This window comes from Aquimarina sp. Aq107 (genome assembly GCF_943733665.1).
GTDB lineage: Bacteria > Bacteroidota > Bacteroidia > Flavobacteriales > Flavobacteriaceae > Aquimarina.
The window spans coordinates 4047159-4072568 of the sequence record NZ_OX030782.1 but is presented as its reverse complement, the minus strand read 5'-3'; the positions used below and the strand labels follow the sequence as shown (position 1 = coordinate 4072568).

Here is a 25410-nt window from a genome sequence, read left to right as displayed (position 1 = left end):
TTTTCTACTAAATTTGGTGCTTTATTCTTATAAAAACAAAAACAATTTTAATTTATTATGAAAAAACTACTATTATTAGTTCTATTCGCCTTAGTGACTTTAGTCACATATGCCGGTGGATATAGAGTTAGTGTGCAAGGACAGAGAGCTATGGCTATGGGGCACACAGGTGTTGCCGTGGTAAATAGTGCGGAGTTAGTATTCTTTAATCCAGCTGGTCTTGTATATTTAGAAAATAAGCTGAATATAAGTGCTGGTGCGAGCGGTATTTTTACCGATGTTATTTATCAAAATTCAGATCTTGGGATTTCTTCAGAAACTGATAGTTCTGTTGGGACTCCACTTAACTTATATGGATCTTATAAGGTGAATGATTGGTTGGCACTAGGACTTGGGGTGTACACTCCTTATGGTAGTGAGGTAACTTGGCCAACAGATTGGGCTGGTTCCCATTTAGTAAATAATATTGAATTAGCTGCAATTTATATTCAACCTGTAGTTTCTATTAAATTATCTGACCAGTTTAGTATTGGGGGAGGACCTATTTTTGTTACAGGTTCTGTGAATTTTAATAGAAATGCTAATAGAACGACTACGGATATTGATGGAAATCGTGCTAATATTACTATAGATGATTCTGGAGTTAATAATTGGGGTTGGAGTGTAAGTGCCATGTTTAACCCAACAGAAAATTTTAGATTAGGATTTAGTTATCGTAGTGAAATTATTCTTGAAGCAGAAGGAGGAGAGGCGACTTTCTCTAATTTCCCTGTTACTACTGCTCCTGGTGTTCCTGCAAATGGAACTACTACTTTTAATGCAGAATTGCCATTGCCTGCTGAATTGACAGTAGGACTTTCTTATCAGTTCCATGATAAGTGGTTGTTTGCTTTTGATTATAACAGACAGTTCTGGGATGTATACGAATCTTTAGATTTACAGTTTGGTAATGGAGCAACTTCTATTAATCCACGTAATTATAAGAACTCATCGGTATATCGTTTTGGATTACAATATGATGCAACTTCTAAGATTTCACTTCGTGCAGGATACTATATTGATGAATCTCCTGTTCAATCTGGATTTTTTGCACCAGAAACACCTCGTAACGATTCTCAAGGTTTTTCAGGAGGTGTAAGTTTTGCAATTACTCCTAAGTTAGCAATTGACGCTTCTTTCTTTTATCTAAGGTTTGAAGAGGTTGATGCATCCTATGATTTTTATGAAGAAAATGGGCAGAATGTTCCATTTGGAGGAACATATAAATCAAGCGCATTTGCGCCAGGACTTGGTTTAACTTATAAATTATAAAATGAAGATGAAAAACAATATAAAATATTTAGCAATTCTGGCATTAGGTTTAGTAGCTTGTGAGCCAGAGTTTGACAATCCAATTGATGATGCTGGTGTGTATACTAGTGGAGAAGCTGATTTTTCTAATTATGTAGCTTTAGGAAATTCGCTAACTGCTGGTTTTGCAGATAATGCTTTGTATATAACGGGGCAAGAGAATTCATACCCAAACATATTATCTCAACAATTTGCTTTAGCAGGTGGAGGAGACTTTACTCAGCCTTTAATGGCGGATAATGCTGGTGGAGCCTTATTAGGAGGGACTCAGATTTTAGGAAATAGATTGGTATTAGCTTTTGATGCAGATGGTAATCCAGGCCCTACACCTTATACAGGTGCAATGCCGACAACTGAAATATCAAATAACCTAGGTGCTTCTTTTAATAATATGGGAGTTCCAGGAGCTAAAAGTTTTCATTTAGCTGCTCCTGGATATGGAAATGTTGCAGGTGTTGCTGCAGGTTTAGCAAACCCTTATTTTGCTAGATTTGCTTCTTCTGCAGACGCTACAGTTATTGCAGATGCAGTTGCACAAAGCCCAACATTCTTTAGTTTATGGATAGGTAATAATGACATCTTAAGTTATGCTACTTCTGGAGGTGTGGGAGAAGATCACAATGTTACTGGAAATATAGATCCTACTACTTATGGAGGAAGTGATATTACTAATAGTAATGTTTTTGCTTCTGTTTATAGTAATTTATTAGATGCTCTTACTGCAAATGGAGCAAAAGGTGTAGTTCTTAATTTGCCAAGTGTAACATCACTTCCATTTTTTACAACTGTACCAACTAATGCAGTACCTTTAGATGCACAAACTGCCGCATTTTTAAATTCTCAATTTGCTGCTTATAATACTCAAATACTTCCTGGGTTAGCCGGACTTGGTCTAATAAGTGCAGAAGAAGCTGGAAGTAGACAAATTAATTTTGTGGCTGGTCAGAACTTTGTAACTATAGTAGATGAATCATTAACAGATATCTCAACAATAATACAGGGAGCTCCTTTTAATTTAGATGCTCAAACAGCGGGACTTTTGGGTCAATTAAGACAGGCTACTTCTTCGGATTTAATTCCATTAACATCAGCAGGTAATATAGGTGTTGATCTTACGGGAGATGGTACTTTAATTACTGGGGTTTCTGTTCCTTTAGGAGATGCTGATGTATTGACAGAAGCAGAACAAGCTGCTGTAACTAGTGCTCAGGATTCTTTTAATACTACTATAAGAGCATTAGCGGCTGCTAATGGTTTAGCTTTTGTAGATGTAAAGTCAATCTTAAGTCAGGCTGCGGGTAGCGGTATTCCTTTTGATTCTGGAGTTGTAACTTCAACTTTTGTAACTGGTGGTGGATTCTCTTTAGATGGAGTACATCCTACACCAAGAGCACATGCGATTTTAACGAATGCAGTGTTAGAAGAAATCGAAGAAACTTATGGAGCTACTTTGCCTTCTGTTAATCCTGGAGATTACGGAACTGTTACACTTAGTAATGAGGTGAACTAACCTTCTTTAAGGTATTATATAAAATATATGAGCCTGCTATTATTTTAATAGCAGGTTTTTTTATTGTATTGTTTTTAGTAATTTGAGAATCAATCTAAACCTGTATATGATGAAATTCTTATTAAAAATGATTCTCAGTGCAATTGCTGTATTGGTGTTGGCAGAGATTTTACCTGGAGTTAGTGTAGATAGCTATTTCAGCGCATTGATTGTAGCTGTGCTCTTAGCTGTTTTAAATGCGGTTGTGAAACCATTGTTAGTAATTTTGACACTTCCTGTTACGATCGTCACCTTAGGGCTATTCCTATTAGTAATTAATGCTGCGATCATACTTATGGCGGATCACTTTGTGTCTGGTTTTGGAGTTAACGGTTGGTTATGGGCATTAATATTTAGTGTTTTGTTATCCGTGTTTCAATCTATATTGTACTCTATTTTAAAGAAAGATAAAAGCTAACTGTTTTTCAGGAAGTTAAAACTTTGTTGAGTTGTAAAAAAGTATTACTTTTGCAACCCGATTTTTAGTACAAAAAAGTAGAGATAATGAATATTTCAAAAGAGCAATTAGACGATTTAAATGCTGTAGTTACAGTAGATATTGCAAAAGCAGATTATAGCGATAAGGTAGATAACATTCTTAAAGATTATCGCAAAAATGCCAATATTCCTGGTTTTAGAAAAGGCCATGTTCCTATGGGATTGGTAAAAAAGCAATATGGGAGAGCAGTTTTAGTAGATGAGGTAAATAAATTGTTACAAGATGCTCTAAATAAGTATCTAACAGAGGAAAAATTGGATGTTTTAGGAAATCCTTTACCTAAAGAACAAGAAAACTTTGATTGGGATTCTGATGATTATTCTTTTGAGTTTGAATTAGGTTTGGCGCCAAAATTTGAGGTAAAACTTAATGGTAAGAAGGCTATAACACATTATAAGATTGTAGCTAGTGACGAAATGATCGATAATCAAATCAAAACAATTCAAAAGCAATATGGTAAATTAGTACCAAAGGATGCTGCAGAGAAGGATGATTTAATTGCTGGTACTTTTGTTAATGAAGAGAAAGAAATTAACAATCAAACCACTATTTCATTAGATAAAATCAAAGGAAAAAGAAACTTAGATAAGTTTATTGGTTCTAAAGTTGGTGATGTACTTACGCTAAAAACAAAAGGCCTGTTTTCTGATGATCAAGATTTGATAAATGCGTTAAAAGTTAGTCAAGATGATGCTAAAGGATTAGAAGTTGAGGTAACTTTTACTATTTCTGAAATTAATAATCAAGAATTAGCTGAATTAGATCAAGATTTATTTGATAAAATTTATGGTAAGGATACAGTAAAAACTGTTACTGAACTTAAGGAAAAGATCAAAGAAGATGCGGATCGACAGTTTGTTCAGCAGTCTGATCAGCAGTTACTGAATGATGTTACAGAAAGTGTACTTGAAAACACTAAATTTGATTTACCTGCTGAGTTCTTACAAAAGTGGATTCAAGCTACTGGAGAGCAACCTTTGACAGAGGATGAGGCGAAAGATGAGTATGAGAAAAGCGAGAAAGGATTACGCTTTCAGTTAATCGAAGGAAAACTAATCAATGATAATAATCTTCAGGTTACTTTTGAAGAGTTAAAAGAATTCGCTAAAAACTTAATAAAAGGACAAATGGCTCAGTTTGGTCAAATGTCTCCAGAAGATAAGGAGTTAGAAGATATAGCGGCAAGAATTTTATCTAATCAGGATGAGGTAAAAAGGATTTCTGAGCAACTTATGAGCCAGAAATTACTTGGATACTATAAAGAGAATGTTAAATTGAAAGAAAAAGAAGTAAGTTTTGATGATTTTGTAAAAGAAGTTTACAAATAATCAACACATACTAATAAGGAATTTATACTTATATTTAGGGCGTTAAACCAAGTTTTGGTTAACGCCTTTTTTATAAAAACAAAATTTCAGAAAAAGAACATATGAATTACGGAAAAGAATTCGAAAAATACGCTACGCAACATCACGGTATCAATAGTAATTACTATGATCAAATTATAAGTAGTATGTATCCAGTAGGTATGACTCCTAATATTATAGAAGAACGTCAAATGAATGTAGCTATTTTTGATGTATTCTCTCGATTAATGATGGATCGTATTATCTTTTTGGGTACTGGTATTAACGATCAGGTAGCGAATATTATACAAGCACAGCTTTTGTTTTTAGAAAGTGTTGATTCTTCTAAAGATATACAGATATATATAAATTCTCCTGGTGGGAGTGTTTATGCTGGTTTAGGAATTTATGATACAATGCAATTTATTAAACCTGATGTAGCTACTATTTGTACAGGAATGGCAGCGTCTATGGGAGCTGTATTATTATGTGCTGGAGAAAAAGGAAAACGTTCTGGATTGCCTCACAGTAGAGTAATGATTCATCAGCCGCTTGGAGGAGCCCAAGGACAGGCGAGTGATATCGAAATAACTGCTAGAGAGATATTGACATTAAAAGAAGAACTATATCAAATTATAGCAAAACATTCAGGTCAGACATATGACAAAGTTTATGAAGATAGTGATAGAGACTATTGGATGAAAGCTGATAAAGCTCTTGAGTATGGTATGATTGATGAAATACTTACAAGAGAATAATATATAATTAAAATAAAAGCAAAGTTTATATTTTGCGCCCCTAGTAATGTTTGTTATAAATTTGAATAACAAACAAGTTTTTGAAATAGATAATTATGCCGAAAGAAGATTTAGAATGCTCGTTTTGTGGAAGAAAAAAGCCAGAGACCAATTTATTGATTGCAGGTTTGGACGCTCACATTTGTGATCGTTGTATTGTTCAAGCTCACGGAATTGTTGTTGAAGAGGCTAGAGATGAAGAGACAGGAGAACTGAGCTCTGAATTAATGCTTCGTAAGCCTATGGCTATTAAAAAGTTTTTGGATGAATATGTAATCGGTCAAGAATTCACTAAGAAAGTGATGTCTGTTGCTGTGTATAATCATTATAAACGTTTATTACAGCCAAATACTGATGATGATATTGAAATTCAGAAAAGTAATATCATTATGGTAGGTCAAACAGGTACTGGTAAAACTTTGATAGCTAAAACTATCGCTAAAATGCTAAACGTACCATTAGCAATAGTTGATGCTACTGTTCTTACTGAGGCAGGATATGTTGGTGAAGATGTAGAAAGTATTCTTACACGTTTATTGCAAGCTGCTGATTATAATTTAGAAAAAGCGCAGCGCGGTATAGTTTTTATTGACGAGATCGATAAAATTGCGCGTAAGAGTGACAATCCTAGTATAACAAGAGATGTTTCTGGAGAAGGAGTTCAGCAAGCTTTATTGAAGCTGTTAGAAGGAACTGTAGTTAATGTTCCGCCAAAAGGAGGACGAAAGCATCCAGATCAAAAGTTTATTGAAGTAAATACAGAGAATATCCTTTTTATTGCTGGTGGAGCTTTTGATGGTATCGAGAATGCTATACAGAAGCGATTGAATATGCAGGCAATGGGCTTTAGTGCATCTAAGTCGGAGGATACTATAGAGAAGGATAATCTATTACAATATATAATCCCTAAGGATTTAAAAGATTTTGGATTGATTCCTGAGATTATAGGACGTCTTCCAGTATTATCTCATATGAATCCATTGGATAATCATACATTAAGAGCAATTTTAACAGAGCCTAAGAATGCTATCATAAAGCAGTATAAAAAGCTGTTCGAAATGGATAATATCGAATTTACGATTACACCTGGAGCTTTAGATTATATTGTAGAAAGAGCTGTAGAGTATAAGTTAGGAGCTAGAGGATTGCGCTCATTGTGCGAAGCGATTCTTACAGATGCAATGTACGAGTTGCCAGAAAGTGAAGAAACTGAATTAAGGGTAACTAAAGATTATGCAGAGAAAAAACTGAATAAATCTACTATCAATAAACTGAAAGCAGTTTCATAAAGTAGGTTCTTTACTAATAGAAATAAAAAACTCCTTAGATTTAACATCTAAGGAGTTTTTTATTGTGCTTTACAATATATGGTTGGTTACTATTCTTCTTCTTCAGAATATAAAGTCTCTTCTATTTTTTTTGAAATAATTTCCTCAGTGTTTTTTATAACAAGATCAGTGCTATCTTTAAGGTTTATATCAAAACCATTTTTAGATATTAAAACTTCATAAAATGCAACTTTAGAAGTCTCTCCGTAACATACATTATCTAGTTTTGTAGTTTTTGCTGTAGTATTGATTGTCGATAAAGATATATGATTACTTATCAAAGGTAACTCTTTAGAAGTGGTATTCTCTTCAATGTTTTTTTCTGTGTTGATTTCCTGTGCACTTGCAGCGATAGAGAACGAAATAAAAACAATACTGAGTAAAAACTTTTTCATATTTGGGACGTTTGTTTTGTAACTAACTGAAAACAAATTTAATATGAAAATAAAGGGTACGAAAGATATTTTTTATTTTTTAGACAAATCGTTTTTTTTTGCCGATGAAATACTTGTTTTTTAACAAAAAACAGAATTTATTACGTATTGTTTTTGTGGTAAAACCGTATTTTAAAAAATAGATTCTGGGAAATTTACTTCGCTAAATTACAATTTATAACATCCTTAAATCGAATAAGAATTTACCTTGTTTAATTGTAATAACTCATCAAGATATTTTCTAGAATTAGAAAGCCTTGGGATTTTATGCTGACCTCCTAATTTGTTATTTTTCTTAAGCCAATCATAAAATAATTGAGGTCTTGCTTTGTTAACCCTTAATATATTTAAAGTAGTGTTGTTATATCTTTTAGCTTCATAATCACTATTGATATTCTGAAGGTTTTGATCTAAGATTTTGGTAAACAGCGTAAGATCTTTAGGCTGTTTTTTAAATTCAATCATCCATTCATGAGCTCCTTTTTCTTTACCTTCCATAAAAATAGGAGCTACTGTATAATCCACAATTTCACAATCAGTATCTTTTGTAGTCTTTCTTAAAGCTTCTTCTGCGTTTTCTATAATCAATTCTTCTCCAAACACATTAATATGGTGTTTAGTTCTTCCGGAGACCTTAATTCTATAAGGATTTATAGAAGTAAAACGTACGGTATCTCCAATTTTGTATCTCCATAGACCTGCATTAGTGGTAATTATAACGGCATAATTGATGCCAATTTCTACGTCACTTAAAGAAATTACTTTTTCATTATTTGTGCCATAGGTATTCATAGGTATAAATTCATAAAAGATTCCATAATCGAGCATTAATAAAAGCTCGGAAGATTCGTTTTGATCTTGAATTGCAAAAAAACCTTCTGATGCGTTGTAGATTTCATAATACTTAAAGGAATCTCCTGGTAATATTTTTTTGTATTGATCAATATATGGTTCAAAACTAACTCCTCCATGGAAGTATACTTCTATGTTATTCCATATTTCGAATAAATGCTCTTGTCCAGTGGTCTCTAGTGCTTGATTTAATAAAACTAGCATCCAAGATGGAACTCCAGCTAGACTTGTAACATTTTCTTGAATAGTCTCATTAACGATCGCCGTCATCTTCGTTTCCCAATCACTCATTAAAGAAACTTCATTGCTTGGAGTTGAGCTATATTCTGCCCAAAAGGGCATATTATCAATGATTATAGCTGACAGATCACCAAAAGAGGTGCCGTTTTCTTTATATAATTCTTTGCTTCCGCCTAACCGAAGACTTTTTCCTGTAAATAGCTTAGAATTTTCGTTGTTATTAAGATACATGCATAATAGATCTTTCCCTGCGGCATAATGACAATCTTCTAGAGATTCTTGGCTAACAGGAATAAATTTGCTTTTTGCATTTGTAGTTCCACTAGATTTAGCAAACCATTTAATTGGGGTAGGCCAATATATATTGTGTTCTCCTAATCTGCTCCGTTCGATCATTTCTTCATAATCTTCATAAGATCTAATAGGAACACGTTCTTTAAAGGTTTCGTAATTATGGATAGAAGAAAAATCATAGGTTTTGCCAAACTCAGTATTTCTGGCTGTTTCCAGTAGAACATGTAATAATTCTAGCTGTACTTCATTGGGGTACTTAAGGAAGAGCTCCATCTGGTGAAAACGCTTTTTTAAGAACCAGCTAGCTATAGAATTGACTAAAGGGATTGGCATTTTTTGATGTATCTTTGAGCTGAAATTAGCATTAATATGATTGTGTGATTGACTTTCATCGGAAACTAAAATAATAAAAATAATAACATTCTTTTTATAAGATTTAACTTATAACTAAACTTTTTATGCAATATCAGGGAGTACTTACTAAAATGCAGACAGAGATAGGGAGTCCAATTCAGTATTATTTAGTGTTTGATTCGGACTTTATTCATGTAAATCAGTTGTTGAATAAATCCTTAAGCATAAAATTTATAGGGTATAAATGTTTGGCTTGTGGAAAAAACAAAAAAATTTATAGACAAGGATACTGTTATGACGATTTTTATAATCAACCTCAGGTTGGAGATTGGGTGATGCGCCCAGAATTGAGTACGGCACATTTAGGTATAGAAGATAGAGATTTAGATTTTGAGAAAAAAGCTCAACTTCAACCTCATATTGTGTATTTAGCTAATTCGAGTAATATAAAAGTAGGAGTTACAAGAAAATCTCAAGTGCCGACAAGATGGATAGATCAGGGAGCACACGAAGCAATAGAGATTGTGGAGGTTCCTAATAGATATTTAGCCGGAATTACCGAAGTAGCACTTAAGGATCATGTAGCAGATAAAACGAACTGGCGTAAAATGCTTAAGAATGAGATTGAAGATAAGGATTTAAAAGAATACCGCGATAAGTTAAAAGAATTCATACCCGAAGAGGCTAAGGAATATTTTATAGATAATAATAAAGAAACTGAACTTGATTTTCCTGTATTGGATTATCCTAATAAATTAAAAAGTTTAAATCTAGAGAAAACACCTGAATACTCGGGAATTCTGAAAGGTATCAAAGGTCAATATCTAATTTTTGAAGACGATACCGTTTTTAATGTTAGAAATAATGAAGGGTATGTGGTACAGTTAACCATGCTTTAATTAGCCTGCTCTAAGGAAAGTAAAGCATCGCCATATAATTCACATTGTTCTATAGTCTCAGTTATATGCGTAATTGTAGTTCTCGGATTTATTAAACACATTCTTAATACTACTTGCCCTAGAAGGACTGTTGTAACTAATAATGCTTCTCTGGAGTTCATTATTTTTTCAGAGATTTTCTGATTGATGATATCAATTTCCTTTTCAGATAAATTTTTGTCAATTGGATGATATCTGAAATTAATAACGGCTAACGTAGCCGGAGAAATTACTTCCCATTTAGAGCTTTTTCTGAGAATATTTTCAGTTTGTTCTGTTAATTCTATATTGTATTGTATCGCTTTTTTGAAAGAATTTAAACCAAAGGTTTTTAAAGACATGTAGAATTTTAATGCGCGAAAACGGCGAGTTAATTGAATCCCGTGGTCATAAAAATTGATTTCAGATTCATTTCCTTCAACATCTCGTAAGTATTCAGGTTTTTCGCTAAATGTTCCACTTAACCAATTGTGGTCTTTTACAAGTAAACATCCCATTTCATATGGCTGGAAAAACCATTTATGAGGATCTACTGTTAACGAATCTGCTTTTTCAATACCTTTTAGTAATTCTTTCCCGTTATCAGCTAATATCGCCGCTCCTCCATAGGCTCCATCTATATGAAACCATAGTTTTTCATTAGTACAGATTTTTGCAATTTCGTCTAATGGATCTACTGTTCCTGTATTAGTGGTCCCAGCAGAGGCTATCATGCAAAAAGGTTCTAATCCTTGTAGACGATCTTTGGCAATCGCATTTTTTAATTTGTTTAAAGACATTTTAAACTCGAGATCTGTCGGTATAATCCTTATTTGACTTTTTTTGAAGCCAATTACTTTGATCGCTTTAATATTCGAAGAGTGTGCTTGATCAGATAAATAGATTACTGATTTAGAAAAGTCATCTCCACATTTAATTCTTCTTGCGGTTACTAGAGCTGTTAGATTAGCCATAGATCCACCACTAGTAAAAATACCACCTCCTTTTTTAGTACCAAACCCAAAAATTTCTAATAACCAATTCATGGTAAGAATTTCTAATTCTGCTGCTGCCGGAGAAGCCGCCCAACCACCTGAAAAAATATTGAAACCCGTGGCTATTGTGTCTGCCATTGCACTTATGTAATTACTTGGTCCCGGGACGAAAGAAAATGATTTTGGATGGGATACAATCGTGCTTTGCGGTATAATCTCTTTCATTACAAAATCAAGAACTTTATTGGCATCGGTAGGATCGGTAGGAATATCTTCTGTTAGTAGATTATCCATTTCTTCGCGAGTAGCTATTGCTACTGGTTTTTTAGAGTCTTGATTGTCAAAATGTTCTACTATATGATCTATTATTGTATAACCATATTGTGTCATATCATCCTTGGACAATATTAATTTTGGATTTAGGTGGTCTTCCTTCATTGCGTCTTTTTATCAAAATCGAATGCAAATGTAGACTGTTTTTGAATATTAAAATAGGTATAAAACAGTTTTAAAAAAGTATATGTTAATTGTGTCTTTAGACGATGAAGAATTTTAATCCCTGAACAACTGAAATTACTATTAGAGCTATCCCAATAATTTTAAATAATTTAGTCTTGGAGTTGTTAGATTTACTTGCCATTTTATTACCCCATTTACTATATAAATAAAGTGTTCCAATTTTACCTAAGTATATACCAGAAAAGAATAGAAATAAAGCAATTAATGGTGTGTAAAGTGTAAGCTCAAATAAATGTTTATTTGTTAATGATATTGCTACTATCCAATATATGATAACAGGAGGGTTTAAAAAGGCTAAGGAAAACCCGGTTAAGAATTTAGACTTTCCAAACTTATTTTTTTTAATTTCTTTAGCACTTTCTGTTTTGTTAGTTCTTGCTAAAAAATAAACTCCGATAATCAAGAATATAGAAATAATTACTATCTGGATCCATTGATTGTTTTCAAAAAAATCTGTCAATTCCATACTACAATGCAATGCGAAAAGAGCTAGTAACACTTCGCCAACACCAGCAGCTAAGGCTATTCGAAAAGCTTTTTTTGTATCTTCTTTAATAGTAGTATTAATTACAGCAATATTTACAGCTCCAAGCGGAAGCGCACCAGCGACTGAAGTTAATATTCCTAAAAACAGATAAAATGTAATCATGTTTTCTTAGTAGTGAATTCTAAAATACCCTTACAACAATATAAGATATTTTATCTATTGCAAAAGAAAAAAGACAGTATTAATACTGTCTTTCTCTTTATTTTTTATTTAAATATCAATTAAAAATTCTTAGTAACTCCGATTCTCATTTTCTTTATGATTTCTTCGAAATATAAAATTGTTAGTATGATTTTTTCTGTATCCGCATAAGGTACAAGTTCTTCAATAGAATTCTGAGTCACATCTATTGCTTCTTTATTTGTTTCTACGCTCTTTTTAAGAGATTTTATGTGTCCCGAATCTTCTTTAATTCCCAAATCACTAAGTCTAACACCAGGCTCATTGGTAAGGGATAGGAACGGAAGAACAGTAATGATTTCTTTTATACGATCTTGATAAAGTTGAATTAATTGCCCTTTTTTTAGATCTTCTAAATCACGTATAGTGTGAAATTTAGTTATTTGGTCTCTTTGATTGAAAAAAACGGCTTCATCTTTTTGCTGGCCATTGATATAATGGATGGACAAGAAAAAGATGAAACCTACTAATAGTTTTGATTTAAGCATAATTTGTATTGCCGGATTAAATTCGTTTACAGGATTTGGGGAACCTGGGACAAAAAAATGTTATTTTTAATAGGGTATGGTCAGCATCTATTGCATTACCATATAATTATTCATTGCCTTTTTAAGATGAAACTTTGGTGCTGATTTACTCGTAGGGTCTTCAAACAATTTATCAACACTAACAAAGTCTTTAGTAAATCTATTGTATTTCAAAATATTTAAAACTCCAGCATTTGGTTTGTAGCTTACTTCTACACCTTCTCCATGAATATTGAAAAAGCTGTTGTCCATCTTGAAAGCTCTTTCTAGTACAGCTAGAGAAGTATATGATTCATCGAATTTTACAACATTAGAAAATCCTGAAATTTTAGAATTGTGTAAATACACTAAAGCAGAATTTGTTGCAGAAATTGCAGACGCCGTATGCATATAATTCGAATTATCTGATAAATTAACAAAAGTCGAATTAGTAATAGTTACATCAGTAATTGCATTTGGCTTTAAGAATCCTTGATTTTTATCATATCCGTCAATCTCTATAGCAAAAGATCCCTTTGGGCTGTTAATGTATGGATGACGAACTGCCATAAGTTGATCAAGATCTCCTTTAAAACCTTCAGAAATCTGATAATCATCGTCTTCTGCTTTATAAGAAATCATGTTTCTTATGTTGTTATTACCTCCAGTCCAATTAAATGAATCCTGGCCCGAATAGCTAACCATTATATGATCTATGATAGAAGCGGCACCAACTCCAAATAAAGATAAACCGTTTAATTGATCAGTTCCCTTTGCTTTGCTACCCGGGAATTCTATTCTAACATATCTTAGTACTGTAGTTTGTTCATCTGGATTATTTCCTCCATATACGGCATATTGAGGGTTAAAGTCTCCTTTTATAATACCATTTCCAGAAACTGAATTTACGTTTCCAGAGCCAGCTATTATGATACCACCCCAATCTCCACTTGCTCTTGATTTAGGAGCTTTGTTAGAGGTAAAAACAATTGGGTAGGCTTCTGTACCAACCGCAATAAGTTTAGAACCTTTACTAATAATTAGATTGGCAGGATTTTCATGATCTCCTCTTATTACGGTTCCTTCTTGTATGGTTAATATTGCATTTCCTATTACATATACGTTACCAGATAATAGATACACTGTATCATTACTTAGATAAGTGTCTTCTGCTATAATGTTTGGAAGTTTTTCTTCTGCTTCAGGATAGTTTGTGCTGTTTGGAGTGAAATTGGTCCAACCTTTAGTCCATTTGCTGTCATTAGTATTGAAATCTTGTGCGTTAGAGTTTAAAATAGTAATGCATAAAAGAATAGACGTAATTAAGGCGCATCTTAGTTTCATAAAAGTTTAATTTTGGGGTTAAAATTTAGAAGAAAATTCTCTCTTCTACTTTAGGGTCACTAAGTTAATATACTTTTGGGATACATGGTTACGTGTTTACCGTAAAATATGTACGTTCGTCGTCATTTTACATTTAATTATGAAAACTTTAAGAGTATTATTCCTACTTATTGAGGTTTTAGGGTATTGATTTTCAGTATTTTATATATTGTTTAATAATTTAACAAAAAAGATAAACAATAATAATATTAAAGAGTTTTTTAGTTTTTTTTAAAAATCTGTTTTTATTTAAAATATTGATTTTTAAGTATTTATGTTTTTTATATTTTTTTGAAATTTGATTAATTTTTCTCCTTTATGTAAATGTTTCATTATTAAAAAAGTAAAATCACGTTTAATTCAGTGAATTATAAACGTGATTTTTGAACCTTTTGTCGATGATTAATCCCCTTTTTGGCTGAGCAATAATTTATATATTTCCATCCTTGCCTAATCTCATCTTTTTAATCATTTCTTCAAAATATAAGATTGCCCATATAATGTTATCCGTATCTGAGTAGGGGACTAATTCTTTTACAGTGTTTGTAGTATAAACGAAAGCTCTATCCGCTATTTCATTATTTTTTTCTACGACTTTAATATTGTCAGAGTCTTCTTTAATACCAATATCACTTAGACTAGTTCCTGGTTGATTCGATAACGATAAGTATGGTAGTACTATAAAAATCTCTCTTGTTCGTTCCAAGTATAATTCAATTAAGGCTCCTTTATTAAGATCTTGTAGTTCATCTATAGTATGAAATCTATTAATTAGTTTATCATCATTATAGAGGACTCCCTTCTTTTTAGTTTGTGCACTTAAAGTACCTATTGTAAGTACTAATAGTAATAGTATAGTTGTTTTTTTCATGGTTCTTTTTTTGTGGTTGCGTTATTTATTGGACTACCATGTAGTTATTTAGTGAATTTTTTAATGAAAAATCTGGGTTTGATTTATCTAATGGATCACTAAATATTTCTTCTGGTTGCTGAAATGTTTTAGTAAATCGATTGTATTTCAAAAGGTTAAATGTGTCATCTTTGATATTGTTATGTGTAACTACACCTTCCTTGTGTACATTAAAAAAGCTATTATCTAGTTTAAAAGCCGTTTCTATCATTCTAAGGGTAGAAAATGTTTTATCTAGTTTTACTACATCAGAAAATCCAGATATGTTGGAGCTATTAAGATAAAGCTCGCCTAAGTTGTTTATTGAAATTGCAGCTCTAGTATGACTATAATTACGTTCATCTGCTAAACTAATTAATGTGGCACCAGTAATATCAATACTTGATAGTATTTTAGAGTTATCGAAACCTAGGTTTTTATTATAGCCATCTACTTCAATTGCATATGATCCATTATTACTTGTGATATATGGGTGTTTAACTGCTAAAATATTGATAAGCTCTCCTCGATATCCTTGTGTAAAATCAAAATCATCATCATTTGATTTATATGAGATTAGATTTCTAGAGGTAGAGGCTCCTCCGTGCCATTCGAAAGAATCATCAGCAGAATAACTAATCATTACGTTTTCTACTACAGACTTGTTTCCCAGGGCATACAAGGATAATCCATTTGTAGATTTACCTGCATATTCGATTCTTACAAACTTTAATATTGTAGTTTCTTCTTCCACTTTGTTTCCTCCAAATATGGTGTATAAAGGATTGAATTTACCTTTGATACTTCCTTCTCCTTCTACAGTATTGGCTTTACCGGATCCAATAATAGTTATTCCACCCCAATCTCCACTTTTTCTTGAGTTTCTGGATTTGTTGGAAGTAAATACGATGGGTGACGCCTTAGTTCCATTGGCAATAAGTTTAGCTCCTTTAGATACAATCAGGTTTGTTGATTTTTCAGTGTCTGCTTTTATCAGTGTTCCTTCTTCTATAGTTAAAATTGCATTGTTTACAACGTATACATCACCAGAAATAAAGTAGACAATATCACTACTTAAAAAAGTGTCTTTAGTGATAATGTTTGGTAATTGCTCTTCGTAATCCGGATAATTGGTGTTATTTGGTGAAAAATTGGTCCAATCTTTCATCCATTTCATGTTATTTGGGTTGAAATCATTTTGAGATAAACCCGAAACTGATATTGTAATAATTAAAAATAAACTTAATATTGCTCTTGTCTTCATAACTTCTTTTTTTAAGTTATACCTTCATTAGATCCTTTGTAGTTGATCAGTTTTTCTATCAAGGTTTGTTAACTAGTAACACCATTTAGTTCGATAAGACGCAATAAAGATTACAGAAAAAATGATTTATTAACATTTTTTTGTAAGAATTGGCAAGTGGAAAGGATTCTTGACTATACTCTTTCTAAGTTATAGTACAAGGTGTTTTAATTGAGATTGATATAGATTGGAAGTTTTTTGATATAAAAAAACAGCCATCAGGCTGTTTTTAATATTATTTTAGAAATTTCCGTTGACTCCGATCCGAATTTTTTTTATCATTTCTTCATAATATAAAATGGACCATATTATTTTTTCTGTATCCGCATAGGGTACGAACTCTGTTATTAAGTTACTAGTGCTTCCAAAAGCATCTGTGGTAGTCTCGTGATGTTTTTTTAGAAGTTTTTGATTATCCGAGTTTTCTTTTATTCCAATATCCGAAAGACTCACATTAGCTTCATTAGTTAATGCTATATAAGGAAGTACGGTAATGATTTCATTTGCTCTTTCTATATATAATTTAACAAGTTGTCCCTTTTTTAGGTTTTCTAGTTCATCAATGGTGTGAAACTTGTTAATCATTGTGCTCTGGTCAAAAAGAATATTATTTTTAGTTTGAGCAAAACTGGTAGTAACTATAAAAAGGAAAAAAAATATTTTAGTAATCGATTTCATCATTAGGTTGTTAAATAATTATAGCGTAAATTTTACTTTACTGCATTACTGTGTAACTATCGCGTGATTGTTTTAATGTAAATTCTGGGTTTTTATTGTCCAAAGGTTTCTCAAATAGATCAGAAACATTTCTAAACTGTGTTGTAAACATGTTGTATTTTAATAATTTCTGTGCTTCTGATTTTGGTTCTAAATTGGTTAAAACATTTGCATCGTGTACGTTAAAGATACTGTTTTCTAAAGAAAATGAATTAGCTAATTCAGTAAAAGACCTATAAGAATTGTCAAATTTTACCACATTAGCAAATCCTGATATTTTTGAATCTAGAAAATTTAGTTGCGCTAAGTTTTTTGAAGAAATTGCTGCAGTAGTATGTTGATAATTAATGTTGTCAGATAGGTTGATTAAAGTAGCTTGAGAAATTTTTACATAAGAAAGCTTTTTAGAGGTCATCCCTAATTTTTTATCATATCCATCTATCTCAATTGCATAAGATCCGCTAACATCAGAGATGTAAGGGTGTCTAATAGCAACAATATTATATAACTCTCCTCTGTACCCTAAGGTGAAGTCATAATCGTCATCTTTGGCTTTATAAGAAATTAGATTATTTATATTAAATGTACCTCCGAAAAACTCAAAAGAATCATCTGCAGAATGACTAATCATAATGTTATTTAGAATAGATTTTTTTCCTAAACCATAAAGAGATAATCCGTTTAACTCTTTTGATTGGTTGATTTTTTTTCCTGCATACTCAATTCTTACATAGGTCATAATTGCAGTCATTTCTTGATCATCATTTCCTCCATACAATGAATAATGAGGAAGAAAATCTCCTTCAATAATTCCTGATTCTGATGGAGAGTTTATAGTTCCAGATCCAGCAATTACTATTCCTCCCCAATCTCCGCTTTTTCTAGCTTTAGGAGATTTGTTAGATGTAAAAACGATTGGTTGCCCTTTCAGTCCGGTTGCTATTAGTTGCGATCCCTTGGTAATTACTAAACTAGTAGAGGTTTCATTGTCACATCTAATAATTGTACCTTCTTGAATAGTTAAAGTAGCTCCGTTGGTTACATACGTATTTCCAGACAAGAGGTATACTAAATCATTTGATAAATAGGTGTCTTTGTTAATTATATTGGGAATGTCGCTATCAGGTTCTGGATACGCTTCATGATTAGGATCAAAGTTGGTCCACCCTTTTGTCCATCTCATGGGGTTATCATTCATTGAGTTTTGAGATGATAAAAACAAAGGGAAAAATATAAGAAATGCAAGGGGGAAAATAGCTAGTTTCATAATTTTTTGCGGGGTTTATTTTTCGAGTAAAATTATAATTATAAGAATTAGAGGTATTGGATCTAACTTTACTAAATAGTTAATCCAATTTTAATAAATTTATTGTGCGACAACCATTATTTCTTTAATGAAATAACTTTTTAATATACGAGATATCGTTTGCGAAGTTTTAATATTTTGATTTTAAAAGGTTTATAAAAATTGATATATCCAATTAAAATCCCGTGCTTTTTTTGTAGTTTTCCCAGTACTAATGTACTAAGAAATAAACACAAAAAAAATTTATTACTAATGATGGTTAATTCCAATAGTAATTTTTACGCAAAATGGAGTATTAGTACATTATAATTAAAAAAATGACAAGAATCTTCTATATATAATAGGCTAAAACAAGCTTAGTTTTTAGTTCCTGTCGTGTCTTTTTTCTTTTTCTTGCCTAGAAAACCTCCTAAAATATCTTTGGCAGCATCTTTTAATTTATCTTCTGGTTTATCTGTAGTTGTTTTCGTTGAGTCTTTATCTTTTTTCGAACCACCTAATAAATCAGTAAGTACCTTTGTTCCTTCATCAACAATTTTTCCGGTAGCTTTTTCTTTTTGTTTGTCGATAATCTGTTGTGTAAGTTGCTTAACTGCTGATCCAGTATTAAGATTGATTTTTGGATTTGAAAAATTCCCAGATATTCCAATAGGTAATGCAACTTTCATGTCCTTAGATTCTTGATCACTTAGGTTAGAAATTAATCCACCAACTTCACTTCCTAAGTATTTTGCAGGTACATCTAATGATACATTGTAGTCCATATTCATATCAAAACCGTGACTTCCTCCTGCAGTTATTTTGATGCCTTCAATATCAAAATCGAATGGTTTTACATTGATTTTTCCATCATCAAAACTAAGAGATGTCTTAATGTCTTTTAGGTTTAATTTGTCAAGGTCTAAAAAGCTTAATTTATTATCTAAATTAGATAGTAATGGTGTTTGTGCGGTATTTACTTTGGCATCTAATATTTCGGCTAGTGCATTTCCTTTTACAGAATTAAGAACTGGAGTAAGATCATTGTTTAGGCTACCATTTATATTGATCTGCGTTGTTAATGCTCCTGTTAGGGCTTTTGCAATTGGTGCTAAACCTTGTAGTAGCTCTAGGCTTGAAAATGATTTTGCAATATTTATTTTACTTAGATCTAGATTCATTCCAAAATTTGGAGTTGCAGATTTAGTAGAAACTTCTCCATTAAATGCTAATCCACCATCAAAAAGGTTAGATGTTACATTCTGTAAATATGCTGTTTCATCATTTATTTTTACGCTCCCCTTAGTATTACGTAACTCTAGATTATCATAAATTACTTTTTTTGCATCAAAATTTAATGTTGCATCAATAAAAGAAGGGATTTTTAGAGGGTCATCTGTTGTTTCTTCTTCCGTTTGTTCTTCAGCTGTTTCATCTCCAGCGACCATAAAATCATTTACTGCAAAAACTTCAGAAGTAACATCAAAGGTTCCCTTAAGATCTTGTTTAGAAAATAGAAACCCCATTAAGTTGTTTATCGTTCCCTGAGCAGCAAGATCTGATTTTCCTGTGGTAACTTCCATTTTATCTAGGGTAATGGTCTCTGGCTTAAAATTAACATTGGCTTTTTCTATGTTTATCTCATTCGGTAATTCTGGGGATGCATATGTGAATTTATCCAAACTTATGGTTCCAGCGCTTTTTACGTTTTGATATTGTTCTTTTTCTAAAGATAGCATATCAAATTTCGTATTTACATTTGCTTTAAGTATTCCATTAAGTTGTTGTTCTAATTCTAAAGGATATGCTTTATCTAAATTAGCAAGATTTAGAGTCCCGTTTACTGCCATATCTACAATCATATTTGTAGTAACATTTCTTAGACTTCCTTTTGCAGCAAAGGTGTCTTGGTCAATTTTAAATGTAAGATTTTCGATATTAACATAGATATCGTCTGCTAAACCAGTATCATTTTTTATTTGAGTATCGATATTAATGTTTTGAACACTCTTTGGAAGATCTGGATATTTAAAAGAAGCATTGTGAGAAGCAATTTGGATATTCATCTTTGGGATATAAACATCATCTGCTTTTCCCTTAATAACACCATTAACCGAGAAATCTCCAGTAGTTTCTACACCATCTAAATTTTTGGCGTAAACTTCTGGTATAACTGCAAGAAAATTCTTGAAATCGGAAGTAGGTGTTTTAAAACTAAGATCAACGTCGGTGTACTTGTCAAATAGTTGTACGAATCCTTCAAATTCTAAAGGGAGTTGATTTACCAGTGCTTTATTTTCTTTAAAAGCGTATCGTTGATTTTCTAAATCTAATTCTAATTCTGCATCAAGTTTTAGTACATTTTTGTTCAGGTATTTCGTGTCGTCTAAACTAAAAGAAACCTCAGAGCTAGATGCTGTGTCTAATAAAATGTTTTCTCCAGATAGAGATCCATCTCCACTGTGATTTACATTAGTCATTAGTAAGGTAATTTTTCCTACATCATCTTTATATAATAGCTTACTGTTATTTATTTCATAATGATCTAATTCGAAAGTAAATGAACCTCCTTCTTCGCTGTCGGTAGTTTTTGTTTCTTTTGATTCTTTTGCAATATCGAAATTCGAATTTCCTAAAGAGTCAGTTTTTACGGCAATATTCGCTTCGTCGATTATGAATTTTTGAACACCAATAGCTTCTTCTGCGTCTTTAAATAGTTCATTTATGGACATGTCCAGAGATATTTTTTTTGCATATGCTAGCGTATCTCCTTCAAAAGGAGCAAAATTAATAATAGAAAGCTCATCAATGATTACAGATGCCTTCGGAAAACTTCTAAGTAAGCTAATGTCTACATCTGCAAAATCGACTTTTGCATTTACATGTTCGTTTGCTAAGTATCGTATTTTATCTTTAATGGTTCCTCCAAAAAGTAAAGGAATAGAAATAACTGCTATTACAAGAATAACTATAAGAATACCGAAGATTTTGAGGGCTTTTTTAACCATTATGATTGCTTTTTGTGTAAAGTAACGATTTACAAAGGTACAATGTTGCCATTTTTGAGTTAACTATTTGTTAGATTTTTTTAAATTTCTAACGATAGTTCTTCTCCTTGTTTTAGTTTAAACCTTTTTCTTAGTACATACACACTTAAATAAAGTATCGGAGTGTCGAGAGCTGCAACTAGTACTTTAAATAAAAAACCATTTAGTAGAAGTACTCCAAAACGCTCCCAGTCAATAATTCCTGTAGTACATAGTAAAAGCAATACAGTAAAAGTATCTATGAACTGTGAAGAAAATGTAGAGAAATTATTTCTGATCCAAAGATGCTTTCCTTTGGTTACTTTTTTCCAAAAGTGAAACACTTGAATATCTATATATTGAGCAAATAGATAGGCCATCATCGATGCAAAAACAGCAACTGCAGTAGCACCGAAAACTTTTGTAAAGGTTTCATCATTTATTGGGGACCAACTGGTCGCCGGAACTTCTTTAGAAACATAAATAATTAATAACGAAAAGAAAGATGCAAAAATACCAGCGGTAACTATTTGGTTAGCTTTTCGTTTTCCATATACTTCGCTAATGATGTCAGTTATCAAAAAAGTTATGGGATAAGGTAAAATTCCAACAGAAATTTCGAAAGTATATATCCCGAAGAAATCCCAGAAAAAAAACTTCTGAAATATTAGATTAGAGGCAACTAATGAAGAAATAAATAAAGCCCCAAGAATTAAATAAATTCTGTATGCTGTTATTTTATCTTTTAGATTCAGAGGTGTGTTATTCAAAATGTAATTAGTTCATAATACTTCGCACAAAAATAAGGTGAAGTGGTTTTGTTTTCCTTAATTTGCTCTTAAAAATACGGAGTTCTATTCAGAATATAAAAAACCGAAATTGAAAATACCCAATCACATACATATCTCGTTAGGTAGTAATATCGAAAATCGATTGGAATACCTCCAAAAAGCGGTAGAAGCTATTTATGCTAATATCGGTGATGTTGTAAAGATTTCTGGGGTTTATCAAACTCCTGCTTGGGGTTTTAGTAGCGATGATTTCTATAATGCTTGTGTATTAATAAAAACTTTTTATACTACAACAGAAGTTTTAGATAAGCTGTTAGATATTGAAAATTCTTTAGGAAGAAATAGGACGGATAAGGAAGGTTATGAAGCCAGAACAATAGATTTAGATGTTGTTTTTTCTTCTGAAGGTGTTATTAGGACCCAAAAGCTTACTGTTCCGCATCCATCAATGCAAGATCGAATATTTGTACTAAAACCTTTAGAAGAAATTGCAGCAGAACAGCTACATCCAGTATTAAAACAAACAGTAAGTCAATTGTTAGATAGTACTAAAGATATATCTAAGGTTACTAAGCTCAAAGAGGTTATATCAAATCCAAAAGATAAATATTCATTATCAACAGTTCAGTATCTAACGATTGAGGGAAATATCGGTGCCGGAAAAACAAGTTTAGCTCATTTGATTTCAGAAGAGTTTAATGCAAAACTTGTGTTAGAGCGATTTGCAGACAATCCCTTTTTGCCAAAATTCTATGAGGATATGGAACGATATGCTTTTCCGTTAGAAATGTCATTTTTAGCAGATCGATATCAACGATTACAGGATGATATTGGTCAGTTTGATCTTTTTAAAGATTTCGTAGTAAGCGATTACGATGTTTTTAAATCCTTAATTTTTGCTCAGGTAACACTTCAAGAAGATGAGTATAAGTTGTACAAAAAGGTTTTCGACATTATGTATAGAGATTTGCCTAAACCCGGATTGTATTTGTATTTATATCAAAACACAGAACGTTTGCTAGAAAATATTAAAAAAAGAGGACGTGATTATGAACAAAAAATCCCTGCCGAATATCTTGATAAAATCAATAAAGGATATTTGCGATATATAAAAGCACAGTCACACCTTAATGTTAAAATTATCGATATATCCGAAAGAGATTTTATTTCGAATAGAACAGATTACATTTGGGTTCTAAACCAATTACTAAGTTAGATTTATCCTTTCTGAAGATCAGTAGCTATTCTTTGAACTTCGTCCAAAACGCGAAGCAAATTACCACTCCAAAGTTTTTCTATTTGCGCTTCAGTATATCCACGTTTTACCAGTTCTAGTGTTACATTAAAAGTTTCTGAAGCATCACTCCAACCTTCGATTCCACCACCACCATCAAAATCAGAACTTATTCCTACGTGTTCGATGCCAATTTTATCAACCATATAGTCTATGTGATTTACAAAATCTACAACATCAACAGCAGGAGGTAGGTCATTCATGGTTTTAACTTTAGCTCTTCGTATCGCAGCCATTTTTCCTAAAAAGTCGTAATAGGTTTCTTTTTCTTCAGAACTAAGCTTCATTACTTCATCGCGTTCTAACCAAGTGACTCCCATAGAATCCGCAATTTGCTTTCCGATTTCTACTTCTTTTACTACTCTTTTTTCGAACTTTTCAGTATTTAGATATGATGTAAATGCAACTGTCTGAACAACACCGCCATTTTCTTTTAGCCATTGTAGTTGTTCGTCATCTAAATTTCTACTATGATCACATAATGCTCTAGCTGATGAGTGAGAAGCTATAATTGGAGCTTTAGAAAGTTCAATCATCTGGCGCATGGATTCTTTTGATGGATGAGAAACATCGATCATAATTCCCCATTTATTCATTTCTGCAACGACTTCTTTTCCAAGGTCGCTAAGTCCATTATGTAGCCAAATATCATCCGCTTCTCCTGTATTAGAATCACAAAGTTGACTATGACCATTATGAGATAAAGACATATATCTAGCACCAAGATCATAAAACTTTTTTACGTTGCTGATATCGGTTCCGACAGGATATCCGTTTTCAATACCTATCATGGCCACTTTTTTACCAGACTTATGAATATTGCGTACATCATCAGAATTTCTTGCTAACGCTATTTGATCAGGAGCTAGTGTATCAACCAATCGATGTATTGCATCAAACTTAGACATGGCGATTTCATGGGCTTTTTTAAAACCTTCTGCATTTAATGAATCTTGACCTGTGTATACAATAAACCAAGCTACATCTAAACCACCTTTTTTCATTTTAGGTAATGTAATCTGCGAGTTTAAATCTTGCGTATAATTAATAGAATCGGTAAAATTCTTTACATTAATATCACAGTGAGTATCTAAGGTAATAACATTACTGTGGATTTCTTTTGCTTTGGCGATTAGTTGATCCTCTGTCATGGATTTTTCTTTTTTAGGAGCTTCTTTCTTTTGGTTACAACTTATTAAAGTTAAACAGATGACCAGTAGTATAGAGATATGTTTCATTAGGAAAATAATAATTGAGTTAGTGAGCATTAAACTTACAAAACAAATCCCAGATTACTACTCCAGTACTAACCGAAATGTTCAATGAGTGTTTACTACCGTACTGCGGTATTTCTATAACAGCATTACTAGCCGAAACTACTTTTTGTTGAACACCTTTTACTTCATTTCCAAAAATTACAGCATAGGTTTGATTAGGTTCAGGTATAAAATTATGTAGCATAGTAGCATTTTCTGCTTGCTCTATGGATAGAATTTTAATGTTTTCTGATTGTAATTTAGCAACTAAATCCATAGTGTCTTCTGTGTGTTCCCAATCTACAGTTTCTGTTGCTCCAAGGGCCGTTTTCTGAATATCCTTATGAGGAGGAGTAGCAGTAATACCACAGAGATATATTTTTTTGACCAAAAAAGCGTCTGCTGTTCTAAAGACAGATCCAATATTATTAAGACTTCTTATATTATCAAGAATAATTATCAAAGGAGTTTTTTCGGCTTCCTTAAATTCAGCTATTGTTTTACGATCTAGTTCGCTATTTTTTAATTTTCTATTTTCTTTCATTACAGCAAAAGTATTATTTATTGTTATTCTGACGAAGGTCAGAATCCAAAATATAGAAATCGCTTGGTTAATATAATGGATCCAAGCCTACGCTAGGAAAACATTTTACTCGGTACTTGTCGCTAACTTAATACTGCCAACTGCCTTTAAATAAATTGTGAATAAAAATGAATAACTCCTGTTGGTTAGGTTTCAGAAAAAAATGAAGAATACCT

General features: G+C 32.2%; 22 protein-coding genes. 8 read left to right on the top strand and 14 right to left on the bottom strand.

From position 1 onward, the window contains the following. The first annotated feature begins 57 nt into the window (after positions 1–57). The 6 genes from NMK29_RS17710 (at position 58) to clpX (ending at position 6830) form a co-directional block, all read left to right on the top strand. Positions 58–1311, top strand: coding sequence for an OmpP1/FadL family transporter (locus NMK29_RS17710; protein WP_027393487.1), 1254 nt, complete (start codon positions 58–60; stop codon positions 1309–1311). A gap of 7 nt (positions 1312–1318) precedes the next feature. Next, positions 1319–2860, top strand: coding sequence for a G-D-S-L family lipolytic protein (locus NMK29_RS17705; RefSeq protein ID WP_108802324.1), 1542 nt, complete (start codon positions 1319–1321; stop codon positions 2858–2860). A 109-nt stretch (positions 2861–2969) separates the two neighbouring features. Beyond that, complete coding sequence (locus NMK29_RS17700) at positions 2970–3317, top strand: phage holin family protein (protein WP_108802323.1); 348 nt, start codon at positions 2970–2972, stop codon at positions 3315–3317. Between the two features lie 86 nt (positions 3318–3403). Then, on the top strand, positions 3404–4726 hold the full coding sequence (gene tig, locus NMK29_RS17695) for a trigger factor (protein ID WP_108802195.1): 1323 nt from the start codon (positions 3404–3406) through the stop codon (positions 4724–4726). Between the two features lie 101 nt (positions 4727–4827). Next, positions 4828–5502 (top strand): ATP-dependent Clp endopeptidase proteolytic subunit ClpP, encoded by a 675-nt coding sequence (gene clpP / locus NMK29_RS17690; RefSeq protein ID WP_108802194.1) that lies wholly within the window; start codon positions 4828–4830, stop codon positions 5500–5502. A gap of 95 nt (positions 5503–5597) precedes the next feature. Continuing rightward, complete coding sequence (clpX, locus tag NMK29_RS17685) at positions 5598–6830, top strand: ATP-dependent Clp protease ATP-binding subunit ClpX (protein ID WP_108802193.1); 1233 nt, start codon at positions 5598–5600, stop codon at positions 6828–6830. Between the two features lie 89 nt (positions 6831–6919). Here the strand turns inward: clpX and NMK29_RS17680 are convergent, their stop codons facing one another. Together NMK29_RS17680 and NMK29_RS17675 are read right to left on the bottom strand one after the other, a co-directional pair. Further along, positions 6920–7264, bottom strand: coding sequence for a hypothetical protein (locus tag NMK29_RS17680; protein WP_027393493.1), 345 nt, complete (start codon positions 7262–7264; stop codon positions 6920–6922). 225 nt (positions 7265–7489) lie between these two features. Next, entirely contained in the window at positions 7490–9022 is a 1533-nt protein-coding gene (locus tag NMK29_RS17675; protein WP_108802192.1) for a GH3 auxin-responsive promoter family protein, read from the bottom strand. Positions 9023–9147: 125 nt separating this feature from the next. Here NMK29_RS17675 and NMK29_RS17670 point away from each other — a divergent pair, with 125 nt between their 5' ends. Beyond that, complete coding sequence (locus NMK29_RS17670; RefSeq protein WP_108802191.1) at positions 9148–9942, top strand: DUF2797 domain-containing protein; 795 nt, start codon at positions 9148–9150, stop codon at positions 9940–9942. Here the strand turns inward: NMK29_RS17670 and NMK29_RS17665 are convergent. The 10 genes from NMK29_RS17665 to NMK29_RS17620 form a co-directional block, all read right to left on the bottom strand. Then, a complete protein-coding gene (locus NMK29_RS17665; protein ID WP_108802190.1) occupies positions 9939–11393 on the bottom strand; it encodes an aminotransferase class V-fold PLP-dependent enzyme in 1455 nt (484 codons plus the stop codon). The genes NMK29_RS17670 and NMK29_RS17665 overlap by 4 nt on opposite strands. 97 nt (positions 11394–11490) lie before the next feature. Next, positions 11491–12123 (bottom strand): LysE family transporter, encoded by a 633-nt coding sequence (locus tag NMK29_RS17660; RefSeq protein WP_108802189.1) that lies wholly within the window; start codon positions 12121–12123, stop codon positions 11491–11493. A gap of 119 nt (positions 12124–12242) precedes the next feature. Then, positions 12243–12689 (bottom strand): hypothetical protein, encoded by a 447-nt coding sequence (locus NMK29_RS17655; RefSeq protein WP_108802188.1) that lies wholly within the window; start codon positions 12687–12689, stop codon positions 12243–12245. Between the two features lie 87 nt (positions 12690–12776). Continuing rightward, on the bottom strand, positions 12777–14051 hold the full coding sequence (locus NMK29_RS17650) for a hypothetical protein (protein ID WP_108802187.1): 1275 nt from the start codon (positions 14049–14051) through the stop codon (positions 12777–12779). A 469-nt stretch (positions 14052–14520) separates the two neighbouring features. Continuing rightward, the gene (locus tag NMK29_RS17645; RefSeq protein ID WP_108802186.1) at positions 14521–14961 is read right to left on the bottom strand and encodes a hypothetical protein; all 441 of its coding nucleotides are present in this window, start codon (positions 14959–14961) and stop codon (positions 14521–14523) included. Between the two features lie 25 nt (positions 14962–14986). Then, positions 14987–16243, bottom strand: coding sequence for a hypothetical protein (locus tag NMK29_RS17640; protein ID WP_108802185.1), 1257 nt, complete (start codon positions 16241–16243; stop codon positions 14987–14989). A gap of 279 nt (positions 16244–16522) precedes the next feature. After that, positions 16523–16867 carry a hypothetical protein gene (locus tag NMK29_RS17635; RefSeq protein ID WP_147404113.1) on the bottom strand — a complete coding sequence of 115 codons (345 nt, stop codon included), beginning with the start codon at positions 16865–16867 and terminating at the stop codon, positions 16523–16525. Positions 16868–16997: 130 nt separating this feature from the next. Next, on the bottom strand, positions 16998–18197 hold the full coding sequence (locus NMK29_RS17630; RefSeq protein WP_108802183.1) for a hypothetical protein: 1200 nt from the start codon (positions 18195–18197) through the stop codon (positions 16998–17000). A gap of 464 nt (positions 18198–18661) precedes the next feature. After that, on the bottom strand, positions 18662–21292 hold the full coding sequence (locus tag NMK29_RS17625) for an AsmA family protein (RefSeq protein WP_108802182.1): 2631 nt from the start codon (positions 21290–21292) through the stop codon (positions 18662–18664). Positions 21293–21372: 80 nt separating this feature from the next. Continuing rightward, positions 21373–22080, bottom strand: a complete 708-nt coding sequence (locus NMK29_RS17620) for a queuosine precursor transporter (protein ID WP_369862811.1) — start codon at positions 22078–22080, stop codon at positions 21373–21375. Positions 22081–22189: 109 nt separating this feature from the next. Here NMK29_RS17620 and folK point away from each other — a divergent pair, with 109 nt between their 5' ends. Next, positions 22190–23317, top strand: a complete 1128-nt coding sequence (folK, locus tag NMK29_RS17615; protein WP_108802181.1) for a 2-amino-4-hydroxy-6-hydroxymethyldihydropteridine diphosphokinase — start codon at positions 22190–22192, stop codon at positions 23315–23317. A gap of 2 nt (positions 23318–23319) precedes the next feature. On the opposite strand, the gene NMK29_RS17610 is transcribed toward folK, so the two are convergent. Together NMK29_RS17610 and NMK29_RS17605 are read right to left on the bottom strand one after the other, a co-directional pair. Continuing rightward, positions 23320–24633, bottom strand: a complete 1314-nt coding sequence (locus tag NMK29_RS17610; RefSeq protein WP_108802180.1) for a dipeptidase — start codon at positions 24631–24633, stop codon at positions 23320–23322. 19 nt (positions 24634–24652) lie between these two features. Beyond that, entirely contained in the window at positions 24653–25195 is a 543-nt protein-coding gene (locus NMK29_RS17605) for an RNA methyltransferase (protein WP_108802179.1), read from the bottom strand. Positions 25196–25410: the final 215 nt, after the last annotated feature.